This is a genomic window from Achromobacter sp. SIMBA_011, assembly GCF_046535435.1.
GTDB lineage: Bacteria > Pseudomonadota > Gammaproteobacteria > Burkholderiales > Burkholderiaceae_B > Achromobacter > Achromobacter dolens.
Genome location: NZ_JAWRWN010000006.1, coordinates 115,403 through 141,387 on the forward strand (window position 1 = coordinate 115,403; position 25,985 = coordinate 141,387).

Below are 25,985 nucleotides of genomic sequence, written 5' to 3' on the forward strand. Positions count from 1 at the left end.
GCGCGCTGCCCCCGCCCCTCAGAACGCGCCGCCGAACAGATCCGGCTGGCGCGTCTGCTCCTGCGGATCGGCGAAATTGCTCATGCCCACGCCGGCCAGCCGGTACAGCGTCTGCGCCGGCAGGTCGACACGCTCGCACAGCAGCCGCGCCAGCGCCGCCAGTTCGGCGGCCGACGCCGGCGGATGCGGGCTGGTCTGGCTGCGCGTCAGGATGCGGAAACGGTCGGTCTTGAGCTTGAGCACCACCGTGCGGCCCAGCGCGCCTTTTTTCAGCGCCTGGCTCCAGACCTTCTCGGCCATGCGGTCCAGGGCCTCGCCGATCGCGTCCAGCCGCACGTCTTCGGAAAACGTGGTCTCGGCCGACACCTGCTGCAGCGGCTGGTCGGTCTGCACCTCGCGCTCGTCGATGCCGCGCGCCAGCTCATACAGGCGGCGGCCGTAGCGGCCAAAGTAGTGTTCCAGTTCCTGGACCCCATGCGTGGCGAGGTCGCCCACCGTCTGGATGCCCAGTTGCTCCAGGCGCGCCTGCGTCACCTTGCCCACGCCCGGCACCTTGCGCACCGGCAGCGGCTGCAGGAATTCCAGCACCCGGTTCGGACGGATCACGAACTGGCCGTCCGGCTTGTTCCAGTCGGATGCGATCTTGGCCAGGAACTTGTTGGGCGCCACCCCGGCCGACGCGGTCAGGCCGGTCTCGGCGCGGATCTGCTGGCGGATCACCTGCGCCACCTCGGTGGCCGACGGCAGCCCCAGCTTGTTGACGGTGACGTCCAGGTAGGCTTCGTCCAGCGACAGTGGCTCGATCAGGTCGGTATGGCGGGCGAAGATCTGGCGGATCTGGCGCGAGACCTCGCGGTAGCGGTTGAAGTCGGGCGGCACGTAGACCGCCTGCGGACAGAGCCGCTGCGCGCGCACCGCCGACATGGCCGAATGCACGCCGAAGCGGCGCGCCTCGTAGGACGCCGCGCACACCACCGAGCGCGGCCCGGTCCACGCCACCACCACCGGCTGGCCGCGCAGTTCGGGGTTGTCGCGCTGTTCCACGGAGGCGTAGAACGCGTCCATGTCGATATGTACGATCTTGCGGGTGACGTCGCTCATGTCGGCGGAAAACGGATCGGCGACCGCATGGCGCGCACACGGGCGCGAAAAGTACGGTCACCGAAAAAAACGGCCATGGCCGCCGCATCCTGGCGGGCCGGCGGCGTAAAAGTGGATATTATGACCGCCAAATTCCCGTCGTTCCCTTTCCCTGCGTGCCCACCTCCATGACTGCAACCGCAACCCCCGCCACCGGCGAATATTTCGGCCTGGCCATCCCGTTCATGAGCTTCATCGGCCTGGTGCCCGAAAGCATCGCGCCGGCCTACGCCCGCACCTCGCTGCCCTGGCGCCAGGACCTGACCAACAGCCGCGGCGACGTGCACGGCGGCACCCTGATGAGCGTGCTGGACTTCACCCTGAGCGCGGCCGCGCGTGGTTCGGCCGATGCCACCGAGGGCATGGCCACCATCGACATGAACACCACCTTCCTGTCGCCCGGCACCGGCGACCTGGTGATCGAGGCGCGCTGCCTGCGCCGCGGCGGATCCATCGCCTTCTGTGAGGGCGACATCCGCCGCGCCGACGGCGAACTGGTGGCGCGCGCCACCGCCACCTTCAAGATCATCCGCCGCCGTCCCGGCGGCGACTGAAGCGGCGGCCCGGTCCGCGGCGGGGTCCGGACACCACATTATCGGACTCGCCGTGAGACGCCAATCCATGACAATGAGCGCTCCCGAATGCCTTATTGAAAGCGCCGCATGGATTGCAAACACAAGCCGCCCAGCATCCGCCACGTCACCGCCAAGGCCCCCGGCGGCCGCTTCCGCGACAGCCTCGGCCCGTTCCTGGGCCGCGCGTCGATCGTGATGGCGGCGCTGGGCGCCACGCCGCTCCATGCTTCCGTCGTCGGCACCGACCTCCCCTATCAGACCTATCGCGACTTCGCTGAAAACAAGGGCGCCTTCCAGCCGGGCGCCCAGGACATCCCGCTGTACGACAAGGCGGGCAAGCCGTATGCCAGCTTGAATCGCGCTCCCATGATCGATTTCGGTTCCGTGGACCGGACCGGCGTCGCCACCCTGGTGTCGCCCGGCCACATCATCAGCGTCAAGCACAACCGCGGCTATCGGCGCGTGATCTTTGGCAATCGCGACGACACCACCTACACGATCGTCAACCGCAACGAACATGCGCGGCTCGATTTCCATACGCCCAGGCTTAACAAGATCGTGACCGAGGCAGCGCCCCTGGACATGACCCGCGCCGGCAGATTGCCCGTCTATGGCGACCAGACCCGCTTTCCCGTCTTCTATCGCGTGGGGGCCGGCCACCAATACCTTCGGGACCGGACCGGCAAGATCACCGACCTCCAGCGCGCCTACTTCTACCGCACGGGCGGCACGGTCGGAAGCCCCCTTTTTTCGTTCTGGACATTCCTTTCCCATTCCGGCGACCTCTACGACCCGGCCCAGGGACCGATGGCGTCCTACGGCGTGCCCGGCGATAGCGGATCGCCGCTCTTCGCCTGGGACGCCCGCGATGGCAAATGGGTCGTGCTGGGCGTGTTGAGCGGCTATACCGAGATAACCGGAATCACCACCCACCATACGGTGATCCCCCTCGAGGACATCCTCGACGTCATGCAGCAGCGGACCGCGGCGCCCGTCATCACGGCCCCCGCCGATGGCGACCTCCTCTGGACCCACGACGAGGCCACCGGCGCCGGCGCGCTGATCCAGGGCCCGGCCTCGTGGGACGTGCGCGGCCGGCTCGACGCCGCCGGCCCCGACGCCCTGGACAACGGCCAGGACGTGACGTTTCAGGGCGGCGGCACTATCGTCCTGGCGCAGCCGGTGGACCAGGGGGCCGGCGCGCTCACCTTCGACGGCGACTACACCGTCAAGCCCGCCGATATCCAGACCTGGCGGGGCGGCGGCATCGTCGTGAACGAAGGCAGCACGGTCGACTGGCAAGTCAACGGCGTCGAGGCGGACAGCCTCCACAAGCTGGGCGCCGGCACCCTCAGGGTCGCCGCCACCGGGGCCAACCCCGGCAGGTTGAATGTCGGCGACGGCACGGTCATCCTGGCGCAACAGGCGGATGCGGCCGGAACGCAGCAAGCGTTCAGCGCCGCCCGCATCGTCAGCGGTCGCCCCACCCTGGTCCTGACCGACGGCCGGCAAATCGATCCCGACAACATCAGTTGGGGTTACCGCGGGGGCAAGCTCGACATCAACGGCAACGACCTCGTCTTCCATCAATTGAACGGCGCCGACGAAGGCGCCATCCTCGCCAACAGCGGCCCGCCGGCCACCGTGAACCTGGACTTCAGCCGGCCCGGCGTCACCAACGCCGCCACCATGTGGCATGGCCATTTCGCCGGCAACATCAACATCGCCAATACCGTCGATGCGAGCGCCCACGACAGCTTCGCCATCGATGGCGGTATCGACACCACCGGCACGGTCGTCCAGCACAACGGCCAGCTTTACCTGCAGGGACACCCGGTCACCCATGCCGCCAGCACGGTCGCCATCGCGAACAAGCTCAAGGCCACGGGCGATGATTCGGTGTTGACCCAACCCGTGTCCTTCACGCAACCCGACTGGCAGACACGCCGGTTCCGCATGGCGTCGCTCGAACTGCGGGACGCGGACTTCCATCTTGGCCGGAATGCCGACCTCGCCACCGATATCCATGCCGACCGCTCCTCCGTCACCCTCGGCAGCAGCTTCGTGTACATCGACCTGAACGACGGCAATGGCATCAAGACCACGCCGACTGCCGGTGAATCGAAGGCCGGCGACGATGCGGATCGCAGCCGGTTCAAGGGGCGGGTGACGCTGGCGAACCACTCCACGCTCCACATCGCGGATTACTTCAGCGGCGGCATCGATGGCAGCGACAGCGAAACGTACATCGCTTCGGCCCACACGGTGCTGGACCGCCCCAGCCGGTTCGCCGGTTCCCGGGTGCGCCTGCAGGACAACGCCAGGGTGACCAGCCATGCCGGCATCATTTCCGATGGCGTGGTGCAAGTGGAAACCGCTGCCGCGCTGTCGATGCTGGCCGCGGCCGCCGCCGATGCGCCCTGGACGACCTACTCGGCCGCATCCTGGGCCCTGACCGGCCACGACAGCCGCCTCGATACCGGGTCCCGTACCCGCCTGTTCGGCGACATTCTGTCCAGCCACGCCGCGCACATCGACCTGGGCGGCAGCGAACCCGCCGCCCAGGACGGGCCGCGCGCGGCCTATGCCGGTGACATCGCGGCGCCGGCCTCCGACGTGGCCATGCGAAACCTGTTCTGGCAGGTGAAGTCGGCATCGTCGGCAAAATCGGCGCAGCTCGACCGCGTCCAGGTGGATATGGCCAGCGGACCTGGCTTCACGTCCCTCAGCGTCGATTCGCTTGCCCTGGACGACAGTCGGGTGTTCATGGCCACCGACGGCCAGTCCGCCGACCGCATCACGGTATCGCAGTCCCTGACCGGCCAGAACAACGCGCTGCATGTCCGGCTGGCCCCCTCGCTGGCTCCCGCCCTGACCCGCTCCTCGGCCAATCCCGCCGCGCCCGTCGTCCTGGTCGCCGCGCCCAAGGGCTCCCGCAACGACGTCTTCACCATCAGCGCGCCCGAGCGGGAGTTCGCCTTCCATCGCCTGATCCCGCTGGTGGGCGTCGTCGAGACCGACACCGCCACGCAATGGGTGCTGCAAGGCGTCGACAGGCGGCGGGTCGAAAAAAACGTCGACAACGGCCGCAACTTCATGGACGTCCACTATCGCAATTTCCTGACCGAAGTGAATCACCTGAACCGCCGCATGGGGGACCTGCGCGACGCCCCTGGCGAGACCGGCGGCTGGGCCCGCGTGATGAGCGGTTCCGGTTCGGCCCGGACCGGCTATTCAAACCGCTATACGCTTCTGCAGATCGGCGCCGACCGCAAATTCACGTTCAGCGGGGCCAGCGTCTTCGCCGGCGCCACCTTGACCCACACCGACAACCGCTACAGCGGCGACGCCTTCTCCGGCCAGACCCGATCCACCGGCGGCGGCCTCTACGCCTCGACCCTGTTCCGCTCCGGGCTGTATATCGACGTGATCGGCAAATACCTGCGCAACCTCGACCGCTACGCCATGCCGGCGATGGGCCTGTCGCGTCAGGAGCGCAGCTCGCATTCCTGGTATCTCGGCGCCGAAACCGGATGGCGCCTCGCCGTCGCCAAGGGCATGTACGTCGAACCCCAGGTCGAACTGGTGTACGGCGCAGTGCCCGGCCACCGCTTCGACTGGCAGCACAACGCGTCCAACGTCAGCGTGCGGCATGGGCGGGACAAGCCGTTGATCGGGCGCGTCGGCGTGGCGGCCGGCAAGACGTTCCAGGGCGCGCACTGGGAACTGACCTCGTTCGCGGGGCTCAGCTACCAATACGACCTGCGCGCCCCCGGCGTGACGGTACTGCGTGACGATGCCGGCGAAACCCGCGTCAGCCACGGCAAGGATGGCCGGATGCTGATGGAGCTTGGCGTGAACGCCAAGATCAGGAAACACACCCGGCTCAGCCTGGGCTTCGAACGCTCCGCCTTCGGAAAGTACAACGTCGACAAGGCGGTCAACGCGAACATGCGCTACGCCTTCTGAGACGCGGGCATGCAAAATCATCCCTCGCCCCGCCCCCTGGGGCGGGCGACTGGCCGGGCAAGCGAGCAGCAACAATATAGGACTCGCGCGCCACATTATCAGACCCGCGGTGGGACGCTATTCCCCGACAATGAGGACTCTTCATCAAGCCTCATTGACAGCGTCCCATGGATTGGACACACCCGCCACTCGCCGCCGCCGCGGCACCTCCTGCCCCGGGTAGGCGCACCCCGTCCCATGCGGGCGGCCCACGCCCCTGCCCCGTGACGCCCCCGCGCGAAGGGCAACTCCGAGCGATGCCGGCCAAGCCGGGCTGACGTCTGCGCCCTTGCCGGCGCCCGCGCATCCCCAACCTCCGCAATCCGCTTCAACACTCCCGACGCTAAACGGCGCCGGGGCGAGCGCGTGCGCCCATTTTTCCTCGCGTCCGCGCCCAGGAGAGGCGCAATAACCGGAAAGCAGTATGAACAAGATCTACGCACTGAAGAAAAACGCCAGGCAACAAGTCGTTCCGGTCGCCGAGATTCGGCGCGGCGTGAAAAAGACCGGTCGTTCAAGGCGCCAGCGAAAAGCGCTTGCGCTGTGCGGCGTGTCGATCCTGGCCAGCATGTTGGGCCCCCTCCCGCTTCACGCATCCATCGTCGGCACCGATCTCCCCTACCAGACCTATCGCGATTTCAGCGAGAACAAGGGCGCATTCCAGCCCGGGGCGACAAATATCACCCTGTACGACAAGACCGGCGTTCCTTATGCCGTCCTGGATCGCGCGCCCATGATCGATTTCAGCGGCGTCGACCGCAAGGCCATCGCGACGCTGGCATCGCCGCAGTACATCGTCAGCGTCAAGCACAATACCGCTTACGGCAGCGTCAACTTCGGTTATGCGGACGATACGCTCTATCGATTCGCAAACCGCAATAATGACGATTACGCACGCGATTTCCACAGTCCCCGGCTGGTCAAGATCGTGACCGAAGTGGCGCCGATGCCCCTGACAGCCGCCGGCACCGCGCAGGGCACCTACCAGAACAAGAATCGCTTTCCGGTGTTCTACCGGGTAGGGACGGGGTACCAGTATGTCAAGAACCGGGACGGCACGCTGACGAATCTCCAGGGCGCCTACCAGTATCGGACCGGCGGGACGATTGGTTCGCCCAGTATTTCCGATTGGAGTATTGTGTCGAGCCCCGGCAACACCTACAACCCCGCTCAAGGCCCGATGGCGTCATACGGGGCCCCCGGAGACAGCGGTTCCCCGCTATTCGCCTGGGACGCCAAGGAGAACAGATGGGTGCTGGTCGCTGTCACCAGAACGTACAGCGAGCCGCAGGGAGCCGCCAATTCGTTCGTAGTCATCCTCGTCGACGAGTTCAACGCCGTCATGGCAAAGAACCGCGATGCCCCCGTCGTCACCCAACCCACCCTGGGCGACATCCTCTGGTCCTATGACGCCGCCCAGGGCACCGGCAGCCTGACGCAGGCAGACAATGCATGGGCGATGCATGGCAAGCATGGCGCCACCATCACGGCGGCGCTCGACCACGGCAAGGACCTGATCTTCAGCGGCGGTGGCACCGTGATCCTGCAGAACTCGGTGGACCAGGGCGCCGGCTCGCTGACCTTCGATGACGACTACACCGTCAAGCCCGTCGATAGCCAGACCTGGATGGGCGCCGGCATTTTCGTCAACGACAATCACGTCGTCGATTGGGGCATCAACGGCGTGCCCGCCGATAGCCTGCACAAACTCGGAACCGGCACGCTGCGGATCAATGGCGTGGGGATGAATCCCGGGAAACTGAGCGTCGGCGACGGCACCGTCATTCTGGCGCAACGCGCCGATGCCGAAGGGCGGGTCCAGGCCTTCGATGCAATCCATATCGCCAGCGGCCGTCCGACCGTTGTTCTTGGCGATGCCGGGCAGGTCGACCCCGACAACATCAACTGGGGCTATCGCGGCGGCCAGCTCGATGTCAACGGCAACGATATCACCGCTCACCGTCTCAACGGCGCCGACAAGGGCGCGATCCTGACGAACCGCGGCGCGCAGGCGACGCTCAACCTTGACTTCAATCGCACGGATACCGTTGCAACCGATACCGCGGCAACCGATACGGAGGCAACGGCCACCGCTGCCATCGCCAATATCTGGCACGGCCATTTCACTGGCAATCTGAACGTGGTGAACCGCGTCGAAGCGGGCACGAAGAACGATTTCGCGATCGACGGCGGCACCCGGATCGCCGGCGCCCTGCATCAGACCAATGGACAACTCTTCCTGCAGGGCCATCCCGTCATCCATGCCGTCAACCAGAAGCCGATCGTCGCCAAGCTCAGCAAGATGGGGGACGACTCACTGTTGACCCAACCCGTCTCCTTCGACCAGGACGACTGGGAAACGCGGCATTTCACGATGGAATCCCTCGTCCTGAAGGACGCGGGGCTGCACCTTGGGAGAAATGCCACGCTCGCCGCAAACATCCTGGCGCAGAACGCCAACGTGACCTTGGGCAGTGACGAACTCTACATCGATCTCGAAGACGGCAACGGCGTGCAGACCCGGCCCGTACTGGGCAAGTCGAAGGCGCTCGCTCCGGCTGACCAAAGCCGTTTCGAAGGCAGGGTGCAACTGACGGACGGATCCACGCTCAGCATCAACCACTCGTTCATTGGCGGCATCGACAGCGTCGACAGCGCCATCCGCGTGGCCTCGACCCAGGCCGAGCTGACGCAGCCCAGCGAGTTCACCCGCTCCTTGCTGGCGCTGGCCGACGACGCCAGGCTGACGAGCCGCGCCGCCCTCCATTCCGACGGCGACGTGCAGGTTGGCTCGGACGCACTCCTGTCAATGCAGGCAGCGCCGCAAGATGCCGCGTCGTGGACCACCTACAGCGCCGCCGCTTGGCGATTGCAAGGCGCCCATGGCGCCCTCGACGCCGGCGCGGGCACCCGCCTGTTTGGCGACATCATCGCGGATGACGACGCCAGCATCAACCTGGGCGGCGGCGATGCCGCCATCACGTCCGAGTCCACCGCTGGCGCGGTCTACGCTGGCGCTGTCAGCGCCAACCAGGCGGGCATGCGGATCCACGATGACGGCCACTGGTTCATCACCGGCGACTCGGCCTTGAATCGGCTACAGGCAAGCAACGCGCTACTGAGTTTCGGTGACAGCCGCCTGCTCGACCGCGATTTCCCGCCGCAGGCGAATTCCGCCAAGGCGTTGGCCATGGGCCTGATCGAGGCCACGCCCGCGAATCCGCCTCATGCCCTGACGGTCGACACGCTTGCCGCATCCGACAGTGTCTTTGTCTTTCGCGTGGATCCCTACAGCGGCGCCCATGACGAAATGACCGTCACCGCGCTGCTCGAGGGCAGCGGCAACCGCTTGCGGGCCGCCTATTCCGGCCAGGCGCAAGCCAGCGGTCCGGCACAAGCCAGGGAAACCCTGGTGTTCAGCGCACCCGCCGCCACGCCCGCGGATCGCTTTGCGCCGGAAAAGTACTTCGTCAAGAGCGATGCCTCCGACACCCCTGCGTCAAGCGATCCCTGGCGCAGCGGCCTGGCGGTCAGCCATGCGGCCGATCAACGGCAATGGTGGCTCATCAGCATGAGCGACGAAGCGCCGTGGAAGCTGACGGAGAATCGCGAGTTCGACTTGTTGCACCTGCCGACGGCGGAAAGGGTGGAGTTGTCGCAACCCGGACCGGCATGGACCCCGCATGCACTGCGGGTCGACACGCTGATTGCCAGCGGCGTGCGCTTCGCCATGACCGCCAGGCCGCAGACCCACGAAAGCGACAGTATCCATATCGCCTCCCTGGCGCAGGGCGACGACAACCGACTGGACCTTACTCTCCTCGTGCACGATCCGGTCCCCGCCGACGACAGCGGTGTCTTGCTGTTGGCGACAGCGCCCGCGGCCACGTTGGACAGCTACTTCAAGTCGGGTCCCGTCACGCAGGGACTCACGCTCTACGTGCCCAACCTTGAGATCGTCAGCACCGACACGGAGAAAAGATGGCAATTGACGTACAGGGCGGTCGAACCGGTCGTCACGCCCGACCAGACGCCGCCCCCCGACGACGCACCTGATGCGGCCACGCCTGACGAGGGCAATTCTGCCGAAAAACCGGCGGAGCCGCCGGTCGAAAAGCCCGTCGACCCGCCCGCCGAAAAACCGGCGGAGCCGCCAGTCGAGAAGCCCGTCGACCCGCCAGTCGAAAAACCTGCGGAGCCGCCAGTCGAAAAGCCCGCGGACCCGCCCGCCGAAAAACCTGCGGAGCCGCCAGTCGAAAAGCCCGCGGACCCGCCCGCCGAAAAACCGGCGGAGCCGCCAGTCGAAAAGCCCGCGGACCCGCCCGCCGAAAAGCCGGCGGAGCCGCCAGTCGAGAAGCCCGCTGACCCGCCCGCCGAAAAACCGGCGGAACCGCCAGTCGAAAAACCCGCTGACCCGCCAGTCCAAACCCACAGGCCACACGCCGGGGGACTGTCGCTGTTCACGCCGTATTCATTGAGGCTGTCCGAACTGGGCATCCTGCGGTCGCGCGACGAGATCATCGGCCGCTTGCGCCAAGCCGGCATCGCCGCGGACGACGACATCGTCAACCAGATCAACGCGGTACGCCAGCAAATCAACCGCACCGCCGCGTTGGCCAGCCTGCCGAAGATCGCGTTCGTGCTGGAAACCAACCAGCTCAACAAACGCCTGGGCGACGTGCGTCAATTGCACGAAGCAGCCGGACTATGGATCAAGACCAGCCATGGACAGGCCGATTATCAGCAAGTGCGCCTGAAGCACGATACGCTGCAGTTGGGCGTGGACCGCAAGGATGGCATGCAGTTGTACGGCGTCATGGGAAGCTATACCCAAGGCTCGGGGCATGGCGATGCGGGCCTGTCGGAAAAGCACACCACCGGCGGCATCGGTGTCTACTATGCCTTGATCAACGAGGACGGCCCCTTCGTCGACTTCATCGCCAAGTACCTGAGGACCAACCATACCTACCACATGCCCGCCAATCTTCGCATCGAAGGGCATGGCGCGCACTCGAATTCGGTGCTGGCCAGCGTGCAGGCGGGATGGCGGATGAACCTGTTCAACGATCGCGCCTTCATTGAACCGTCAGTGGAAGTGGTCACGGGCTATACGAGCGGCTACACGCTGCATGGCGACAAGAGCACCGTCGACGTACGGGTCAATGCCAGCGCGCCGGTCTATGCCAAGATCGGCGCCGCCGCCGGGTTGAATTTCCAGTCGGACGAACAACGCGGACTGACGCTTTCAGCCGGGCTGTTCCGGCTTCAGAATCTGCGGCGCGGCGGCAGCGTCGATGTCCTGAACAACAGCGTCCGAGGAGATATGCTGCGCACACCGATGGCTGACGACAGCCGCTATCTGGTCAATGTATCGCTCAATGCCAGGCTGTCGCCCAACTGGCGTTTCTATAGCCAGGTGGAAAGCAGCTTTGCCGGCAAACTGAAACACGACTACAGCGGCCAGGTCGGCGTGCGCTATCAGTTTTGAGGCGGAAAGGTTGGCCGGTCGGTCGGGCGGGCGCAGGCCCTGCGGCATCCCATTATCAGACCTGGGTTCGGACCCTGATCCATGACAATGGGCGCTTTCGCTTATCGTGTTGAAAGCGCCGCATGGGCTGGAAATCTCTGTCACCTGGCCGCAACGCCCTCCCCTCCCTCCCGGCCAGCCCGGCAAGACCTGATCCACGCGACAAGCCGAGCCGCCATGGCGCGCCCCGCCTGACCCTCCGGCCGATCTGCCACGGGCTGTCGATCCTGGCGGGTCTGCTGGCAGCGGCGCCGTTGCAGGCCGCCATGGTCGGCACGGATCTGCCTTACCAGACCTATCGCGACTTCGCGGAGAACAAAGGGGAGTTCCGGCCCGGCGCGCAGGGCATCCCGCTGCATGACAAGGCCGGAGCGCCCTACGCGATCCTGGACCGCGCGCCCATGATCGATTTCAGCGTGGCCGACACCTCGGGCATCGCAACGCTGGTGGCGCCGCAATACGTCGTCAGCGTCAAACACAACGGCGGCTACGCCGGCGTGGCCTTTGGCTATCGCGGTGATACCCGCTATACCCTGGTCAACCGCAACAACCACCGTTGGGAGGACTTCCATTCCCCGCGCCTGAACAAGGTCGTGACCGAAGTGTCGCCCATCGCCATGACCGACGCCGGCGATGCCGCCGGAACCTATACTGACCTGTCCCGCTTCCCGGTGTTCTACCGGGTCGGCTCCGGCGTGCAGCGGGTCCAGGACCGGTCCGGCGTGCGCACACGCATCGCGGGCGGCTACGCCTACCTGACCGGCGGCACGGTGGGATCGCCCGAGGATTCCTACTGGTTCCTGAGGGCGCTGCCGGGCGCCACCTACTCGCCCAAGCAGGGTCCAATGGCCTCATACGGCGGGCCCGGTGACAGCGGCTCTCCACTGTTTGCCTGGGACGCGCAACGCGGGCGGTGGACCCTGGTAGCGGTGCAGACCGGCTGGTCTGGCGAGGCCGCGACGCTCAGCGCGTTCAATGTGATTCCGGTCCCGGACGTCATGGATGTCATCGACGGCAAGACCGATGCGCCGGTGGTCACCCAAAGGCCCGATGACGAGATTCATTGGACCTACGACAGGGCCAGCGGAACCGGCGCATTGAGCCAGGCCGAGAACGCCTGGACCATGCATGGCAGGTTCGGGGCGAATCAGGCCGCCGCGCTGGATCACGGCAAGGATCTGGCCTTTCGCGGCGGCGGCATCGTCACGCTGGAAAGCACGGTCGACCAAGGCGCCGGCGCCCTCACATTCGACGGCCGCTACGCCGTCAGGCCCACGGATACCCAGACCTGGCGAGGCGGCGGCATCACGGTGAACGCGGAAGCGTTCGTCGACTGGCAGGTCAACGGCGTGGCGGCCGACAGCCTGCACAAGCTGGGCGCCGGCACACTGAAGATCAGCGCTTCAGGGATCAACCCGGGCACGTTGAACATTGGCGATGGCACCGTCATCCTGGCGCAACGCGCCGATGCCAGCGACCGGGTTCAGGCCTTCGCGGCGGTCCGCATCGTCAGCGGCCGCCCAACCCTGGTGCTGGCCGACAGCCGCCAGATGGATCCGGACAACATCCAATGGGGATTCCGTGGGGGCAAACTCGACATCAACGGCAACGATCTCACCTTCCATCGATTGAACGGCGCCGACGCCGGCGCCGTGCTCACAAATAGCGGTTCCCCCGCCACGGTGAACCTGGCCTTCGACCCACCCGGCGGCGCCAATGCCACGACCCTCTGGCACGGCCATTTCACCGGCAATCTCGACATCGCCAACACCGCCACGCCTCAGAGCCGCTTCGCCATCGACGGAGGTATCGACAGCACTGGCGCGTTCATCCAGCAGAACGGCCTGCTGTACCTGCAAGGGCACCCGCTGGTCCACGCCGCCAATACCGCCGCCGTCGCGGACAAGCTCAAGTCCATGGGCGATGACTCGCTGCGGACCCGCCCCGTCTCCTTCGCTCAGCCCGACTGGGAAACGCGCCACTTCCGCATGGCTTCGCTGCAACTGCGCAACGCGCGCCTCCATCTCGGCCGCAACGCCGCGCTCGCCACCGATATCCTCGCCGATAATTCCATCGTCACCCTGGGCAGCGCCTCTGTCTTCATCGACCTGAACGACGGCACCGCCATCAATACGGCGCCGGTCGCCGGCGAATCGAGGGCTGGCACAGACGCCGGGACAAGCAGATTCGAGGGAGGGGTGACCCTGGCGAACCACTCCACCCTGCACATCGCGGAGCGCTTCAACGGGGGCATCGACAGCGCCGATAGCGAAACGCATGTCTCTTCCCCCCACGCGGTGCTCGACCGCCACAGCGTATTCACCCGCTCGCTGCTGAACCTGCGCGAGGACGCCAGGGTGACAAGCCATGCCGGCCTCGCCTCGGATGGCGAAGTGCGCGTGGGGGCCCGCGCCATCCTGTCGATGCGGGCGGCGGCGGTCCCCGCCCTTCCCGCAACGACCTACTCGGCCGAATCCTGGAGACTGAATGGTCCGGATGCCAGCCTCGAGGCGGGAGCCGGCACCCGCCTTGCCGGCAACATTGTGTCCGACGATGCCGCGCACATCCGCCTTGGCGGTGGCGAATCCGTCGGCCCGACCGCGCCGCGCGCCGCTTACCTCGGCGACATCGCCGCGCCCGCGTCCGACGTGACCATGCAAGACCTGTCCTGGCAGGTGAGGTCCACGTCGTCGGCGAAATCGTTGCGGCTCGATCGTGCCGACCTGGCTCTCGCTGGTGCGTCCGACTTCAGATCGCTGGACGTCGACGTCCTGACCATGGACGACAGCCAAGTGTTCATGCGGACCGACGGGCTGTCCGCCGACCGCATCACGGTCAGGCAGTCCCTGGCGGGCCGGAACAATGCGCTGCACGTCCTGCTGGCCCGGTCGCTGGCCAGCCTAACCCCCTCGCCCACGCCCCTGGTGACAGCCCCGCCCGGCACCCGTGGTGACGTTTTCACCCTGGACGCGCCCACGCGCGAACTCGGCTTTCATCGCCTCACCCCGCAAGTCGCAGTCGTCGCCACCGACACCGCGACACAATGGGTGTTGCAAGGCTTCGCGCTGAAGCGGGACGAAGCCGCGCTCCAGGGCGGCACGGGACTGACGGACGTCGGCCGCCAGAACTTCCTGACCGAAGTGAACAACCTCAACCGGCGCATGGGGGATCTGCGTCACGCCCAGGGCAATGCCGGCGGCTGGGCGCGCCTGATGAACGGCTCAGGCAGCTCGGCGCGCGGGGGATCCACGAGCCGCTATACCCATTTGCAACTCGGCGCCGACCGGAAGTTCGCTTTTGCCGGGGCCGACGTCTACGCCGGCGCCACCATGACATTCACCGACAACCGCCATAACGGCCGGGCCTTCTCGGGCAAGACCCGATCCTCGGGCGGCGGTCTTTATGCCTCCGCCCTGTTCGATGCCGGATGGTATGTCGACGTGATCGGCAAATACGTGCTCAACCGCAACCACTATGGGATGCCGGCCATGGGCCTGGCGGCGCAGGATTACGGCGGGCATTCCTGGTATCTGGGCGCGGAAGCCGGACGGCGCATCACCCTGGTCGACCGCGCGTTCGTCGAACCCCAGGTCGAGCTGGTGTACGGCACGGTGCCCGGCCATCGGTTCGATTGGCAATACCACGGCGCCAACGTCAGCGTACGGCAGGGACGCTTCACCCCCCTGATCGGGCGCGTGGGTTTGGCGGCCGGCAAGTCCTTCGAGGGCACGGCGTGGCAACTGACCTCGCTGGCCGCCCTGAGTTACCAATTTGACCTGCGCGCCCCCGGCGCGACGTCGTTGCGCGACGATCTGGGGCAGATCCACGCCAGCCACGGCAAGGATGGCAGGATGTTGATGGAGTTGGGAGTGAACGCCAGGATCAGGGGCGGCACCCGCCTCAGCTTGAGCATGGAACGTTCCGCCTTCGGCAGATACAACACCGACAAGGCGATCAACGCGAATATCCGCCACGCCTTCTGATCGGCGCCAGGCCGGGCGGCGGCCTGACCGCGGCCGCCGCGATCGGGCCGCCGCCCGCCGCGTTACTTCGGCAGGTCGCGCGACGGCTTGACTGGCGGCCGCGGATCCAGCGGCATGTAGCTGGCGCACGAGCTCATGCCGTAGTAGATCGCGTCCTGCATGGCGCGCATCGCCGCGGCGTCCCAGGTGCCCTTGCCCCACATCACGATGCGGGTTTCGGTGGTCTTGGGACCGGCGGCCTTCAGGTCGACCCGCGTCATTTCATTGTCGCTGTACGGGGCCAGCACCCGCACCACGGCGGACTGGGCGCCCTCGTCCAGGCTCGAGACCACGCGATAGGCGTTGTCGGTGCTGCGCAGGCAGGCGTTGGCCTGGCGCACCGTGGTGGCATAGGCGTCCTTGAAGGCAACGGGCGCCTTGAACTCGCTGTGCGGCGACGAGCCATCCTGCGAAATGCCCAGCGAGCAGCCCGCCAGCCCCAGGGCCAGCGCCGACGCCACGACCAGATTCCGAACCATGTGTTTCTCCAGATTGATAGCCGCGATTATCCCGCAAACCGGCCACCGGCATAAGTGGCCGGGGCGGTTCGACACCCCGGCCGAGGCTATGGCATTATCGATCAGTAGTCCGGCGGCGCCCGCGGCCGGGTGGAATCGTCGGAGGTATGCCTTGCTCTCATTCATGAAACACACCATCCTGGCCGCCGGTATCGTCGGCGCCTCCCTGGGCGCCAGCGCCGCCGCGCAGCCGCCCCGGGCCTACCCCCTGAAAGACTTTTTCCGCAATCCGGAACGCGGCTTCTTCCGTCTGGCCGACGACGGCAAGACCCTGGGCTTCATGCAGCCCACCAGCGTCGACGGCAAGCCGCCGCGCATGAACATCTACGTCCAGGCACTGGAAGGCAGCAAGCCGGTGGGCGAACCGCGCAAGTTGACCAGCGAGTCGGCCCGCGACATCAGCAACTTCTTCTGGAAAGGCCCCGACGTGGTGCTGTACCAGAAGGACTTCGGCGGCGACGAGAACTTCCACGTCCTGGCGGTGGACGCCAAGACCGGCAAGGTCACCGACCTGACCCCCTACGACGGCGTGCGCGCCAGCATCGAGGACGACCTCGAAGACGACCCCGACCACATCCTCATCAGCCATAACCAGCGTGATCCGCAGGTGTTCGACGTCTACCGCGTCAACGTGCACACCGGCGCCGGCGTGCTGGTGGCGCAGAACCCCGGCAATATCGTCGGCTGGCAGACCGACCACGCAGGCAAGGTGCGCGCGGCCGTCACCAGCGACGGCCTGAACACCACCCTGCTCTACCGCGACAACGAGGCCTCGGAGTTCCGCCCGCTGTTCACCACCGACTACCGCACCAGCGTCAGCCCGGCTTTCTTCACCTTCGACGACAAGAAGTTCTACGCCCTGTCCAACCGCGGCCGCGACAAGCTCGCGCTGGTGGTGATCGACCCGGCCAGCCCCGACAAGGAAGACGAGATCTTCACCCCGGACACGGTCGACCTGGACGCGGCCGGTTTCTCGCGCAAGCGCCGCGTGCTGACGGTGGCCTCCTACCAGACCGACAAGCCGCAGTACAAGTTCTTCGACGCCGAGACCGAAACCCTGTTCAAGAAGCTGTCAGCCCAGCTCGAGGGCTACCAGTTCGCCATCCAGGGCGCCAACCGCGACGAAGACAAGTTCATCGTCGCCGCCTACAACGACCGCACGCCCGGCTCGCGCTACATCTACGACGCCCGCGCCGACACCCTCAGCAAGCTGGCCGACATCAACCCGGCCATCCCCGAGGCCGACATGTCGCGGGTGCAGCCCATCAGCTACCAGAGCCGCGACGGCCTCACCATCCATGGCTACCTGACGCTGCCGGCCGGGCGCGACCCCAAGAACCTGCCATGCATCGTCAACCCGCACGGCGGCCCGTGGGCGCGCGACGGCTGGGGCTACAACCCCGAGGTGCAGTTCCTGGCCAACCGCGGTTTCTGCGTGCTGCAGATGAACTTCCGCGGCTCCACCGGCTATGGCCGCGCCTTCTGGGAAGCCAGTTTCGGCCAATGGGGCCTGAAGATGCAGGACGACATCACCGATGGCGTCCAATGGCTGGTCAAGCAGGGCATCGCCGATCCCAAGCGCATCGGCATCTACGGCGCCAGTTACGGCGGCTACGCGACGCTGGCCGGCGTGACCTTCACACCCGACCTGTACGCGGCCGCCGTCGACTACGTCGGCGTGTCCAACCTGTTCACGTTCATGAAGTCGATTCCGCCCTACTGGAAGCCGATGCTCGACAAGATGCAGGACATGGTCGGCGACCCGGTGCGCGACAAGGACCGCCTGGCCGCCACCTCGCCGGCCCTGCACGCCGACAAGATCAAGACGCCGCTGTTCATCGCCCAGGGCGCCAAGGACCCGCGCGTCAACAAGGACGAGAGCGACCAGATGGTCAAGGCGTTGAAGGCCCGCGGCGTCGAGGTGGAATACATGGTCAAGGACAACGAAGGCCACGGCTTCCACAACGACGAAAACAAGTTCGAGTTCTACGCGGCCATGGAAAAGTTCTTCACCGAGCACCTCAAGCCGTAAGGTTGGAGCCCTCCGCGGCCAACGCGCCCCCCTCGGGGCTCGCGCCTTCCCGCGCGGCGCCTTCCTCCCCCTGCTCCCGGGCCGCCTGCGGGCGGCCCGTGGCGCGTCCGCTCCAGGCCATCTCGACGCGATCGCGGCCCAGCTCCTTGGCCTTGTACAACGCCAGGTCGGCGCGGGCCAGAATGCCGTCGGCGGTGTCGCCTGGCTGGAATGTCGCCACGCCGCCGCTGACGGTCATGCGCAACGCCTGCCCCTGCAGGTACAGCGGCGAATCGCGCAGGGCATCGCAGACGCGCTGCGCCTGCACTAGCGCATAGGCGGCGTCGCAGCCGTACATCAGCAGCACGAATTCCTCGCCGCCCAGGCGGCCGAAACGGTCGCTGGCGCGCACGGCCTTGGGCACCGCCTGCGCAAAATGCCGCAGGGCGGCGTCGCCGGTCGCATGGCCGTGACGGTCGTTGATCGACTTGAAGTGGTCGATGTCCAGCACCAGCACCGCCAGCCGGCCGTCGCCGCGCTCGCAACGCAGCAGCTCATGCTCCAGCTCGTCGAGGATGCTGCGTCGGGAATAGGCGCCCGTCAGGCTGTCGAAGGTCAGCGCCGCCTGCATTCTTTCCGACAGCGCGGTCTGGATCAGCAACAGCAAGGCCAGGAACAGCGCCGGCACCGTCACCGACCCACAGACGATGAAGAACAGGCCCCAGGGCGCCGGATCCAGCAGCGACGACACCGGCACCCACCCACTGCCATACACCGCCACGCGCAGGGCATGCAGCAGCGCCAGGCCGGTCATCGCCAGCAGCACGTAGAGCACCACCCCGGGGGTCTGGATCTGCTTGCGCTGGCGATACACCACGCCGCCCGTGGCGAGCATCAGCACACAGGTGAAGGTGGAGAACACCACCATGCGGCCCACCAGGTAGTCCTGCCGGTACAGCATGGCCGCCATCGCCACGATACACAGCGCCGCCGCCAGGCCCACGCGCGCGCCCTGCGGCCGCAGGCCGAAGAACTGCCGCACGCCCACGTACACCAGGCTTACGGACGCCAGCCAGGCGGCGTTGGACACCATCACATAGGCGCCGGGCGGCATGATTTCGGACGACGCGTAAGCCAGCATCGACAGCACCGCCAGGCCGTTGGCGATTGTGAACGCCTGCACGCCGCCGACGCCGCGCGTCCGCAGCGGCAGCAGCAAGGGTAGCGCCAGGGCCGTCGCCAGCCCCCACACCAGGAAAAATAAGGAAGTCGTCATGTTGTTTACCGGCTCGCGCGTTCGCATGCGCTCGCCGTCGCTAGGTGTTGCACCGGAGGCAGTGTCGTAGTCACGTTACAGACCTGCACTTTTGACGTTTTTTGTTACTTTCAGGGCGAACCATGTGAACCCATTCCGTCGCGCGCACAACGTTCCGTGCCCGGGTTGCCCCAATACCGGCATACCGCCACGACGGTTGCGCGGTATGCGACAGAGAATACGTCAAGCTTCGTAACAACGGCGCCGCCCTTTGCACTAATTGACAGTTGGATTGACCGAAAACCCATAAAGTTCGGGCTGTTGACGGCGCCGCCAGAAGCGTCGCAACCACGCCCCACGGGCGTGGCGCGTACTAGCCATGCACTCCCTCGTGCGAGTGCGAAGGTCCCCGCAGCGGGCGCCGCGCAGTCACTACCCAACGCTCTCCCATCCGCCGCCGGCGCCCTTGCTTGCGTCCGTGCCGCGCCTTCGGCGACGCGCCCTGCGCGTCCGGCCGGCGGAGCCGTGAGCACCCTCGTCGCAACTGCGGAAGTACTACGGATGCTGAAAGGAACAATGCCCCCCCGGGGCCACGCGGGCCCCGACATGGCGACCGCCACGCAGGCGGCCCCGCGACAGCGCGCCGCCGCCACGGCCGTGCGCGCCTTCACGGCCGGCGCGCTGCTGGCTCCCGCCCTGGCGCTGGCCGCCCCTGGCGCCGACTATGACGCCCTGATCACGCGCGCCCGCGCCGGCGACTACGAGCCGGCGCTGGCCATGCTGCGCCAACAAGGCGCGGGCGCCGGCCGCCAGGCGATCTACGACCACATCGTCATCGCCGGCTGGGCCGGCCGGCCCGGCGAGGCGGTCGCCGCCTACGAATCCCTGCCCCGGGCCGCCGCCGTGCCCGCCGACATCCAGTTGGCGGCGGCGCGCGCCTACCGCGACCTGCGTCGCTGGCCCGAGGCCCTGGCGGCCTACCGCGCCGGCCTGAGCCGCCATCCCGGCCAGACCGCCTTCGCCGCCGGCGAGATCATGACCCTCGCCGACGCCGACCAGACCGAGGCCGCGCTCGCCGCCGGCCAGGCCTGGGTCAAGCGCGCGCCGCGCGACGCCGACGCGCGCCTGGCGTTGGCCTATGTCCATGCGCGGCTGCGCCAGCCGTATGAGGCCCTGCACCAGGCCGACCAGGCGCTGTCGATCGCGCCCGGCACGCCCTACGTGCTGCGCGAATATATCGACGCCCTCAGCCGCGCCCGCCTGGCGCAGCCGGCGCTGGATCTGGCCCGCCAGCATTCCGACCTGTTCGACGCCGCGCAGTTGCGCCGGATGGAGGGTGACGCGCTGGCCCAGCAGGTCCGGCTGGCCGCCATGCCCACCCGCACCGAGGCCGAGCGCTTCGCCATCGCCGACCGCGCGCTGGCCCGCTACGACGCGCTGATCCCCGCCTGGCAAGCCCTGGGCGAGCCGGCGCGCCAGGACGTGCTGCGCGCCCGCATCGACCGTCTGCACGCGCTGCATGCGCGGGTCCGCATGGCCGACGTGGTGCGGGAATACGAGGCCCTGCGCGCCCAGGACGTGGCGGTGCCACGCTATGCGCTGAATGACGTCGCCTCGGCCTACCTGTACCTGCGCCAGCCGGAAAAGGCCCGCGACCTCTACCGCCAGGTCGGCGCCGACGGCGCCAGCCGCGACGACGATGCCGAAGACCGACTCAACACCGAGACCGGCCTGTACTACGCGCTGGCCGAAGCCGAGGAATTCGACCGCACCGATGCCGTCACCGACGCCATCGAATCCGGCTACGCGCCCTGGCTGTACTTCAAGGGCCAGGCCACCCGCAACCCCAACGACCTCAAGCTCGAAAGCGCCCAGACCGTGGCGGCCGCGCGCCAGTTGGCCGACGACACGGTCGCCGCCGAGCAGCGCCTGCGCGGCATGGTCGAGAACGCGCCCAACAACTCGACGCTGCGCGCCGACCTGGCCTCGCTGTATCGCCGCCGCGACCTGCCGCGCGCCTCGGAACGCGAACTGAAGATGGCCGAAACCCTGGCGCCGCGCGCGCTGCAGGTCGAAAACGGCCAGGGCTTCACCGCCATGGACCTGCAGGAATGGCGCCAGGCCGAGGCGTTGTCGGCCGACACCCTGGCGCGCGCCCCCGAGAACCTGACCAGCCGCCGCCTGGCGCGCGAATGGGAAGTGCACAACAAGGCCGAGCTGCGCATCAGCGGCTACCGCGGCCTGGCCTCGGACAGCCCGGTCAACGGCAATGGCGACTTCGGCATCGACGCGGTGCTGTATTCGCCGCCCATCGACTACAACTGGCGCGCCTTCGGCGGCGGCGGCTACGCCACCGGCGACTTCGAGGAAGGACGCGGCAACTACCGCTGGTTGCGCACCGGCGTGCAATGGCGCGGCCGCGACCTGACGGTCGAGGGCGAAGTCTCGACCCACAGCTACGGCCACGGCGTCAAACCGGGCCTGCGCCTGTCGGCCGCCTATGACATCGACGACCACTGGCAGGTGGGCGGCTCGGGCGAGCTGCTGTCGCGCGAGACCCCGCTGCGGGCCTTGACCAACGACATCACCGCCAACCGCCTGACCGGCTTCGTGCGCTGGCGCGCCAACGAGCGGCGCGAATGGACCCTGTCGCTGTCGCCGTCGCGTTTTTCCGACGGCAACCAGCGCTGGGAACTGGGACTGGACGGGCGCGAGCGCGTCTACACCGCGCCGCACCTGAAGGCCGACCTGACGCTGGACCTGTCGACCCAGCGCAACAGCCGCGACGACGCGCCCTACTACAACCCGCGCTCGGACCTGATGGCGCTGCCCGGCGCGCGCGTCACGCACACGCTGTACCGCCGCTACGAAACCGCCTGGGAACAGATCGGCACCATCGGCGCTGGCACCTACACCCAGCAGGGCCACGGCACCGGCGGCGTCATCGCCCTCGGCTATGGCCAGCGCTACCGCGCCAACGACGTGCTCGACATGGGCGCGATGGTCACCGGCATCAGCCGCCCGTACGACGGCCAGCGCGAGCGCGAACTGCGCATCGTGTTCGACCTTGCCTACCGCTTCTGAGACCGCCATGTTGCTCAAGCTATCCACCCGACTCCTGCTGGCGGCCCTGCTGCTGCTGGCCATCCTGGCGCTGACCGCCTGCGCCAAGGACATCCCGGTCTACACGCCGCCGTCCGAACGGACCGTGGCGGCCGCCGAACAACCCTGGGTCCAGGGAAATTTCCTGGCCCTGGCCTACCACGACGTCGAGGACGAAGACCCCGACCAGGGCTTTCTGAGCGTGCGCACCGACCGCCTGGTCGACCAACTGGCCTGGCTGCGCGAAAACGGCTACCAGGCCGTCTCGGTCGACCAGATCCTGGCCGCGCGCCAGGGCGGCAAGCCGCTGCCCGAGCGCGCCGTGCTGCTGTCCTTCGACGACGGCTACCGCAGCTTCTACACCCGCGTGCTGCCGATCCTGAAGGCCTACCGCTGGCCGGCGTTGCTGGCGCCGGTGGGCACCTGGATGGATACTCCCGCGGACAAGCGCGTGGACTTCGGCGGCAGCCCCGAGCCGCGCCAGCGCTTCCTGAACTGGGACGAAGTGCGCGCCATCTCGCAGTCCGGGCTGGTCGAGATCGCCGCCCATACCGACGCCTCGCACTACGGCGCGCTGGCCAACCCGCAGGGCAACACCGAGCCGGCCGCCGCGATCCGCGCCTACGACGCCAAGACCGGCCGCTACGAGACCGAGGCGCAATTCGAGGCCCGCATGGGCGGCGACGTGCGCGCCATCAGCCGCAAGATCGAACAGGTCACCGGCAAAAAGCCGCGCGTCTGGGTCTGGCCCTACGGCGCCGAGGGCGGCAGCACGCTGCGCATCGCCGCCGACAACGGCTACCAGTTGGCGCTGACGCTGGAAGACGGCCCCGGCCGCCTCGGCCGCCTGATGTCCACGCCGCGCATGCTGCTGGCCAGCGACCCGCCGCTCAAGCCGTTCGCCAACAGCATCGTCGGCATGGAAGCCACCCCCTTCATGCGGGTCGCCCACGTCGACCTGGACTACGTCTACGACCCCGATCCGGCGCAGACCGACCGCAATCTTGGCGAACTGGTGCAGCGCATCCTCGACCTGCAGATCAACACCGTGTTCCTGCAGGCGTATTCGGACCCCACCGGCGACGGCCTGGTGCGCTCGGTGTACTTCCCCAACCGCTGGCTGCCGGTGCGCGCCGACCTGTTCAACCGCGCCGCCTGGCAGTTGCACAACCGCGCCAACGTCATGGTGTACGCCTGGATGCCGGTGCTGGCCTACGACCTGGACGCCTCGATCCCGCGCGTCACGCGCTGGCAGCCCGGCCAGGCCGAGGCGCGGCCCGATCCGGACCAGTACCGCCGCCTGTCGCCGTTCGACGCCACCGCGCGCGCCCGCATCGGCGACCTGTACGAGGACCTGGCGCGCCACGCCATTTTCGACGGCATCCTGTTCCACGACGACGCCGTGCTGTCCGACTTCGAGGACGCAAGCCCCGGCGCGCTGGCGGCCTACCGCGCCGCCGGCCTGCCCGGCGACATCGGCCAGTTGCGCGCCGACCCGGACACGCTGCAACGCTGGACGCGCGTCAAGAGCCGCGCCCTGGTCGACTTCACCGCCGAGCTGACCGACCGCGTGCGCGCCGTGCGCGGCCCGCAGATCAAGACCGCCCGCAACATCTTCGCCATGCCGATCCTGGAACCGCAGTCGGAGACCTGGTTCGCGCAGAACCTGGACGACTTCCTGGCCGCCTACGACTGGACCGCGCCCATGGCCATGCCGCTGATGGAGAACGTGCCCAAGGGCCAGGAAAACGCCTGGCTCGACCGGTTGGTCGACGCCGTGGCGCGGCGCCCCGGCGCGCTCGACCGGACCGTGTTCGAGTTGCAGGCGCGCGACTGGCGCACCGGCCCCGGCCGCCCCGAGGCCACGCCCGTCGACACCGCGGTGCTGGCCGGCTGGATGCAACGCCTGCAACTGCGCGGCGCCCGCAGCTTCGGCTACTACCCCGACGATTTCTCGCAAGACCAGCCCCGGTTGCAAGGCATCCGGCCCGCCATCTCCGAAGCCTGGTATCCCCTCCGATGATCGACCGTCTGATTGCCCTGATTATCCTGCTGGCGGTGCTGGGCGCGCCGTTCGGCTTCACCATGATGCTGACCGGCCAGGCGCTGCTGGGCTTCGTCTTCTTCTACCCGCTGTTCATGTCCGGCATGTGGATGGCCGGCGGCCTGTACTTCTGGTGGCATTGGGAACGGCGCTGGCAGTGGGGGCCCGGATCGGCGCCGCCGGCGCTGGCCGGCGATCCGCTGGTGTCGATCCTGGTGCCCTGCTACAACGAAGCCGACAACGGCGAAGAGACCCTGCTGGCCGCCCTCAACCAGCGCTATCCGAACATCGAGGTCATCGCCGTCAACGATGGTTCCAGCGATGGCACCGGGGCCATGCTGGACCGTCTGGCTGAACAGCACCCCCGCCTGCGCGTGGTGCACCTGGCGCAGAACCAGGGCAAGGCCATGGCGCTGCGCATGGGCGCGCTGGCCGCGCGCAGCGAATACCTGGTCTGCATCGACGGCGACGCGGTGCTCGATCCGGACGCCGCCGCCTACCTGGTGGCGCCGCTGATCGACAACCCGCGCGTGGGCGCCGTCACCGGCAACCCGCGCATCCGCACCCGCTCGACCCTGATCGGCCGCGTCCAGGTGGGCGAGTTCTCCTCCATCATCGGCCTGATCAAGCGTACCCAGCGCGTCTACGGCCAGGTCTTCACCGTGTCGGGCGTGGTCGCCGCCTTCCGCCGCGCCGCGCTCGACCGGGTCGGTTACTGGAGCCTGGACATGATCACCGAAGACATCGACATCAGTTGGAAGCTGCAGCGCGACCACTGGTCGATCTTCTACGAACCGCGCGGCCTGTGCTGGATCCTGATGCCCGAGACGCTGCGCGGGATCTGGAAGCAGCGCCTGCGCTGGGCGCAGGGCGGCGCCGAGGTGTTCCTGAAGAACCTGCGCTCGATCTGGAGCTGGCGCCACCGCCGCCTGTGGCCGCTGATGCTGGAATTCTGCCTGTCGACCGCCTGGGCCTTCGCCTTCGGCATCTCGGTGCTGCTGTGGCTCATCAGCCAGATCGTGACCCTGCCCAACAACATGCACATCGCCAGCCTGATGCCGCCCGCCTTCACCGGCATGATGCTGGCGATGGTGTGCCTGCTGCAATTCGCCATCAGCATCCTGATCGACCGCCGCTACGAGCCGGGCCTGTGGCGCGCGCTCTACTGGGTCATCTGGTATCCCCTGGCCTACTGGATGGTGAGCCTGCTCACCACCCTGGTCAGTTTCCCCAAAGTCATGCTGCGCAAGCAGGCCGAGCGCGCGCGCTGGACCAGCCCCGACCGCGGCATCAAATCACCGGACGCATCATGATCATCACGACCAAACGCTCGCGCGCGGGCTATCTGTTCGACCTGCTGCTGACCGCGGTCGGCTGGCTCGCCTTCGTCTACCTGTTCGGCGCCGGCATCGTCGCCATCCTGCGTGGCGCGGCCAGCGGGCCGCAGGCGCCGCTCTGGCCGACCTTCCTGCCGACGCTGCAGACGCTCGGCAGCTACGCCGTGCTGGCCCTGCTGAATGCGGCGGTGCTGGTGCTGTGGGCGGCCTACAACCACCTGCGCTTCGGCGGCAAGGACCGCCGCCAGCCCATCGCGCCGCTGGACGATCACCGGCTGGCGCTGAGCTTCGCCGTCACGCCGCGCCAGATCGCCCAACTGCGCGCCGCCCGCGTCGCCGTCATCCATCATGGCGGCGACGGCGAGATCCAGGCCATCGAGGCGGCCCGCCCGCGCCTGGCCGCCGTGCCGGCGGCCTGAGGGCGGATAGCGCCCGGAGCGCGCGGG

The 25,985-nt window shown here is 67.6% G+C and carries 12 protein-coding genes; 9 read left to right on the plus strand and 3 right to left on the minus strand.

Going from position 1 to position 25,985, the window contains the following annotated elements; genetic code table 11:
• Positions 1-18 precede the first annotated feature (18 nt).
• Entirely contained in the window at positions 19-1,101 is a 1,083-nt protein-coding gene (gene dinB / locus SB816_RS20500; RefSeq protein WP_054503813.1) for a DNA polymerase IV, read from the minus strand.
• 167 nt (positions 1,102-1,268) lie between these two features.
• Here dinB and SB816_RS20505 point away from each other — a divergent pair, with 167 nt between their 5' ends.
• The 4 genes from SB816_RS20505 to SB816_RS20520 all read left to right on the plus strand — a co-directional run bounded on the left by SB816_RS20505 (position 1,269) and on the right by SB816_RS20520 (position 15,233).
• A complete protein-coding gene (locus SB816_RS20505) occupies positions 1,269-1,694 on the plus strand; it encodes a PaaI family thioesterase (protein WP_054503814.1) in 426 nt (141 codons plus the stop codon).
• A gap of 108 nt (positions 1,695-1,802) precedes the next feature.
• Entirely contained in the window at positions 1,803-5,684 is a 3,882-nt protein-coding gene (locus SB816_RS20510; RefSeq protein WP_410547441.1) for a S6 family peptidase, read from the plus strand.
• Between the two features lie 463 nt (positions 5,685-6,147).
• On the plus strand, positions 6,148-11,211 hold the full coding sequence (locus tag SB816_RS20515) for a S6 family peptidase (RefSeq protein ID WP_410547442.1): 5,064 nt from the start codon (positions 6,148-6,150) through the stop codon (positions 11,209-11,211).
• A 122-nt stretch (positions 11,212-11,333) separates the two neighbouring features.
• Positions 11,334-15,233: a S6 family peptidase gene (locus tag SB816_RS20520; protein WP_410547443.1), complete on the plus strand. Its 3,900-nt coding sequence runs from the start codon at positions 11,334-11,336 to the stop codon at positions 15,231-15,233.
• 62 nt (positions 15,234-15,295) lie between these two features.
• Here SB816_RS20520 and SB816_RS20525 read toward each other — a convergent pair whose 3' ends face one another.
• Complete coding sequence (locus SB816_RS20525) at positions 15,296-15,751, minus strand: BPTD_2524 family lipoprotein (RefSeq protein ID WP_054503816.1); 456 nt, start codon at positions 15,749-15,751, stop codon at positions 15,296-15,298.
• A 163-nt stretch (positions 15,752-15,914) separates the two neighbouring features.
• Between SB816_RS20525 and SB816_RS20530 the strand changes: the two genes are divergently transcribed.
• Complete coding sequence (locus SB816_RS20530) at positions 15,915-17,822, plus strand: alpha/beta hydrolase family protein (protein ID WP_374700857.1); 1,908 nt, start codon at positions 15,915-15,917, stop codon at positions 17,820-17,822.
• On the opposite strand, the gene SB816_RS20535 is transcribed toward SB816_RS20530, so the two are convergent.
• Entirely contained in the window at positions 17,812-19,077 is a 1,266-nt protein-coding gene (locus SB816_RS20535) for a GGDEF domain-containing protein (protein WP_175142959.1), read from the minus strand. The two genes, SB816_RS20530 and SB816_RS20535, sit on opposite strands and share 11 nt — an antisense overlap.
• A gap of 585 nt (positions 19,078-19,662) precedes the next feature.
• Here SB816_RS20535 and pgaA point away from each other — a divergent pair.
• Genes pgaA through pgaD form a run of 4 tightly spaced genes read left to right on the plus strand, consistent with a single transcriptional unit; the run spans position 19,663 to position 25,958 of the window.
• Positions 19,663-22,140, plus strand: coding sequence for a poly-beta-1,6 N-acetyl-D-glucosamine export porin PgaA (pgaA, locus tag SB816_RS20540; RefSeq protein WP_410547444.1), 2,478 nt, complete (start codon positions 19,663-19,665; stop codon positions 22,138-22,140).
• A gap of 7 nt (positions 22,141-22,147) precedes the next feature.
• Positions 22,148-24,181 carry a poly-beta-1,6-N-acetyl-D-glucosamine N-deacetylase PgaB gene (gene pgaB / locus SB816_RS20545; protein WP_410547445.1) on the plus strand — a complete coding sequence of 678 codons (2,034 nt, stop codon included), beginning with the start codon at positions 22,148-22,150 and terminating at the stop codon, positions 24,179-24,181.
• On the plus strand, positions 24,178-25,515 hold the full coding sequence (gene pgaC, locus SB816_RS20550) for a poly-beta-1,6-N-acetyl-D-glucosamine synthase (protein ID WP_054503820.1): 1,338 nt from the start codon (positions 24,178-24,180) through the stop codon (positions 25,513-25,515). Before pgaB ends, pgaC begins: the two co-directional genes overlap by 4 nt.
• Complete coding sequence (pgaD, locus tag SB816_RS20555; protein WP_024068435.1) at positions 25,512-25,958, plus strand: poly-beta-1,6-N-acetyl-D-glucosamine biosynthesis protein PgaD; 447 nt, start codon at positions 25,512-25,514, stop codon at positions 25,956-25,958. Before pgaC ends, pgaD begins: the two co-directional genes overlap by 4 nt.
• The last annotated feature ends 27 nt before the right edge of the window (positions 25,959-25,985 follow it).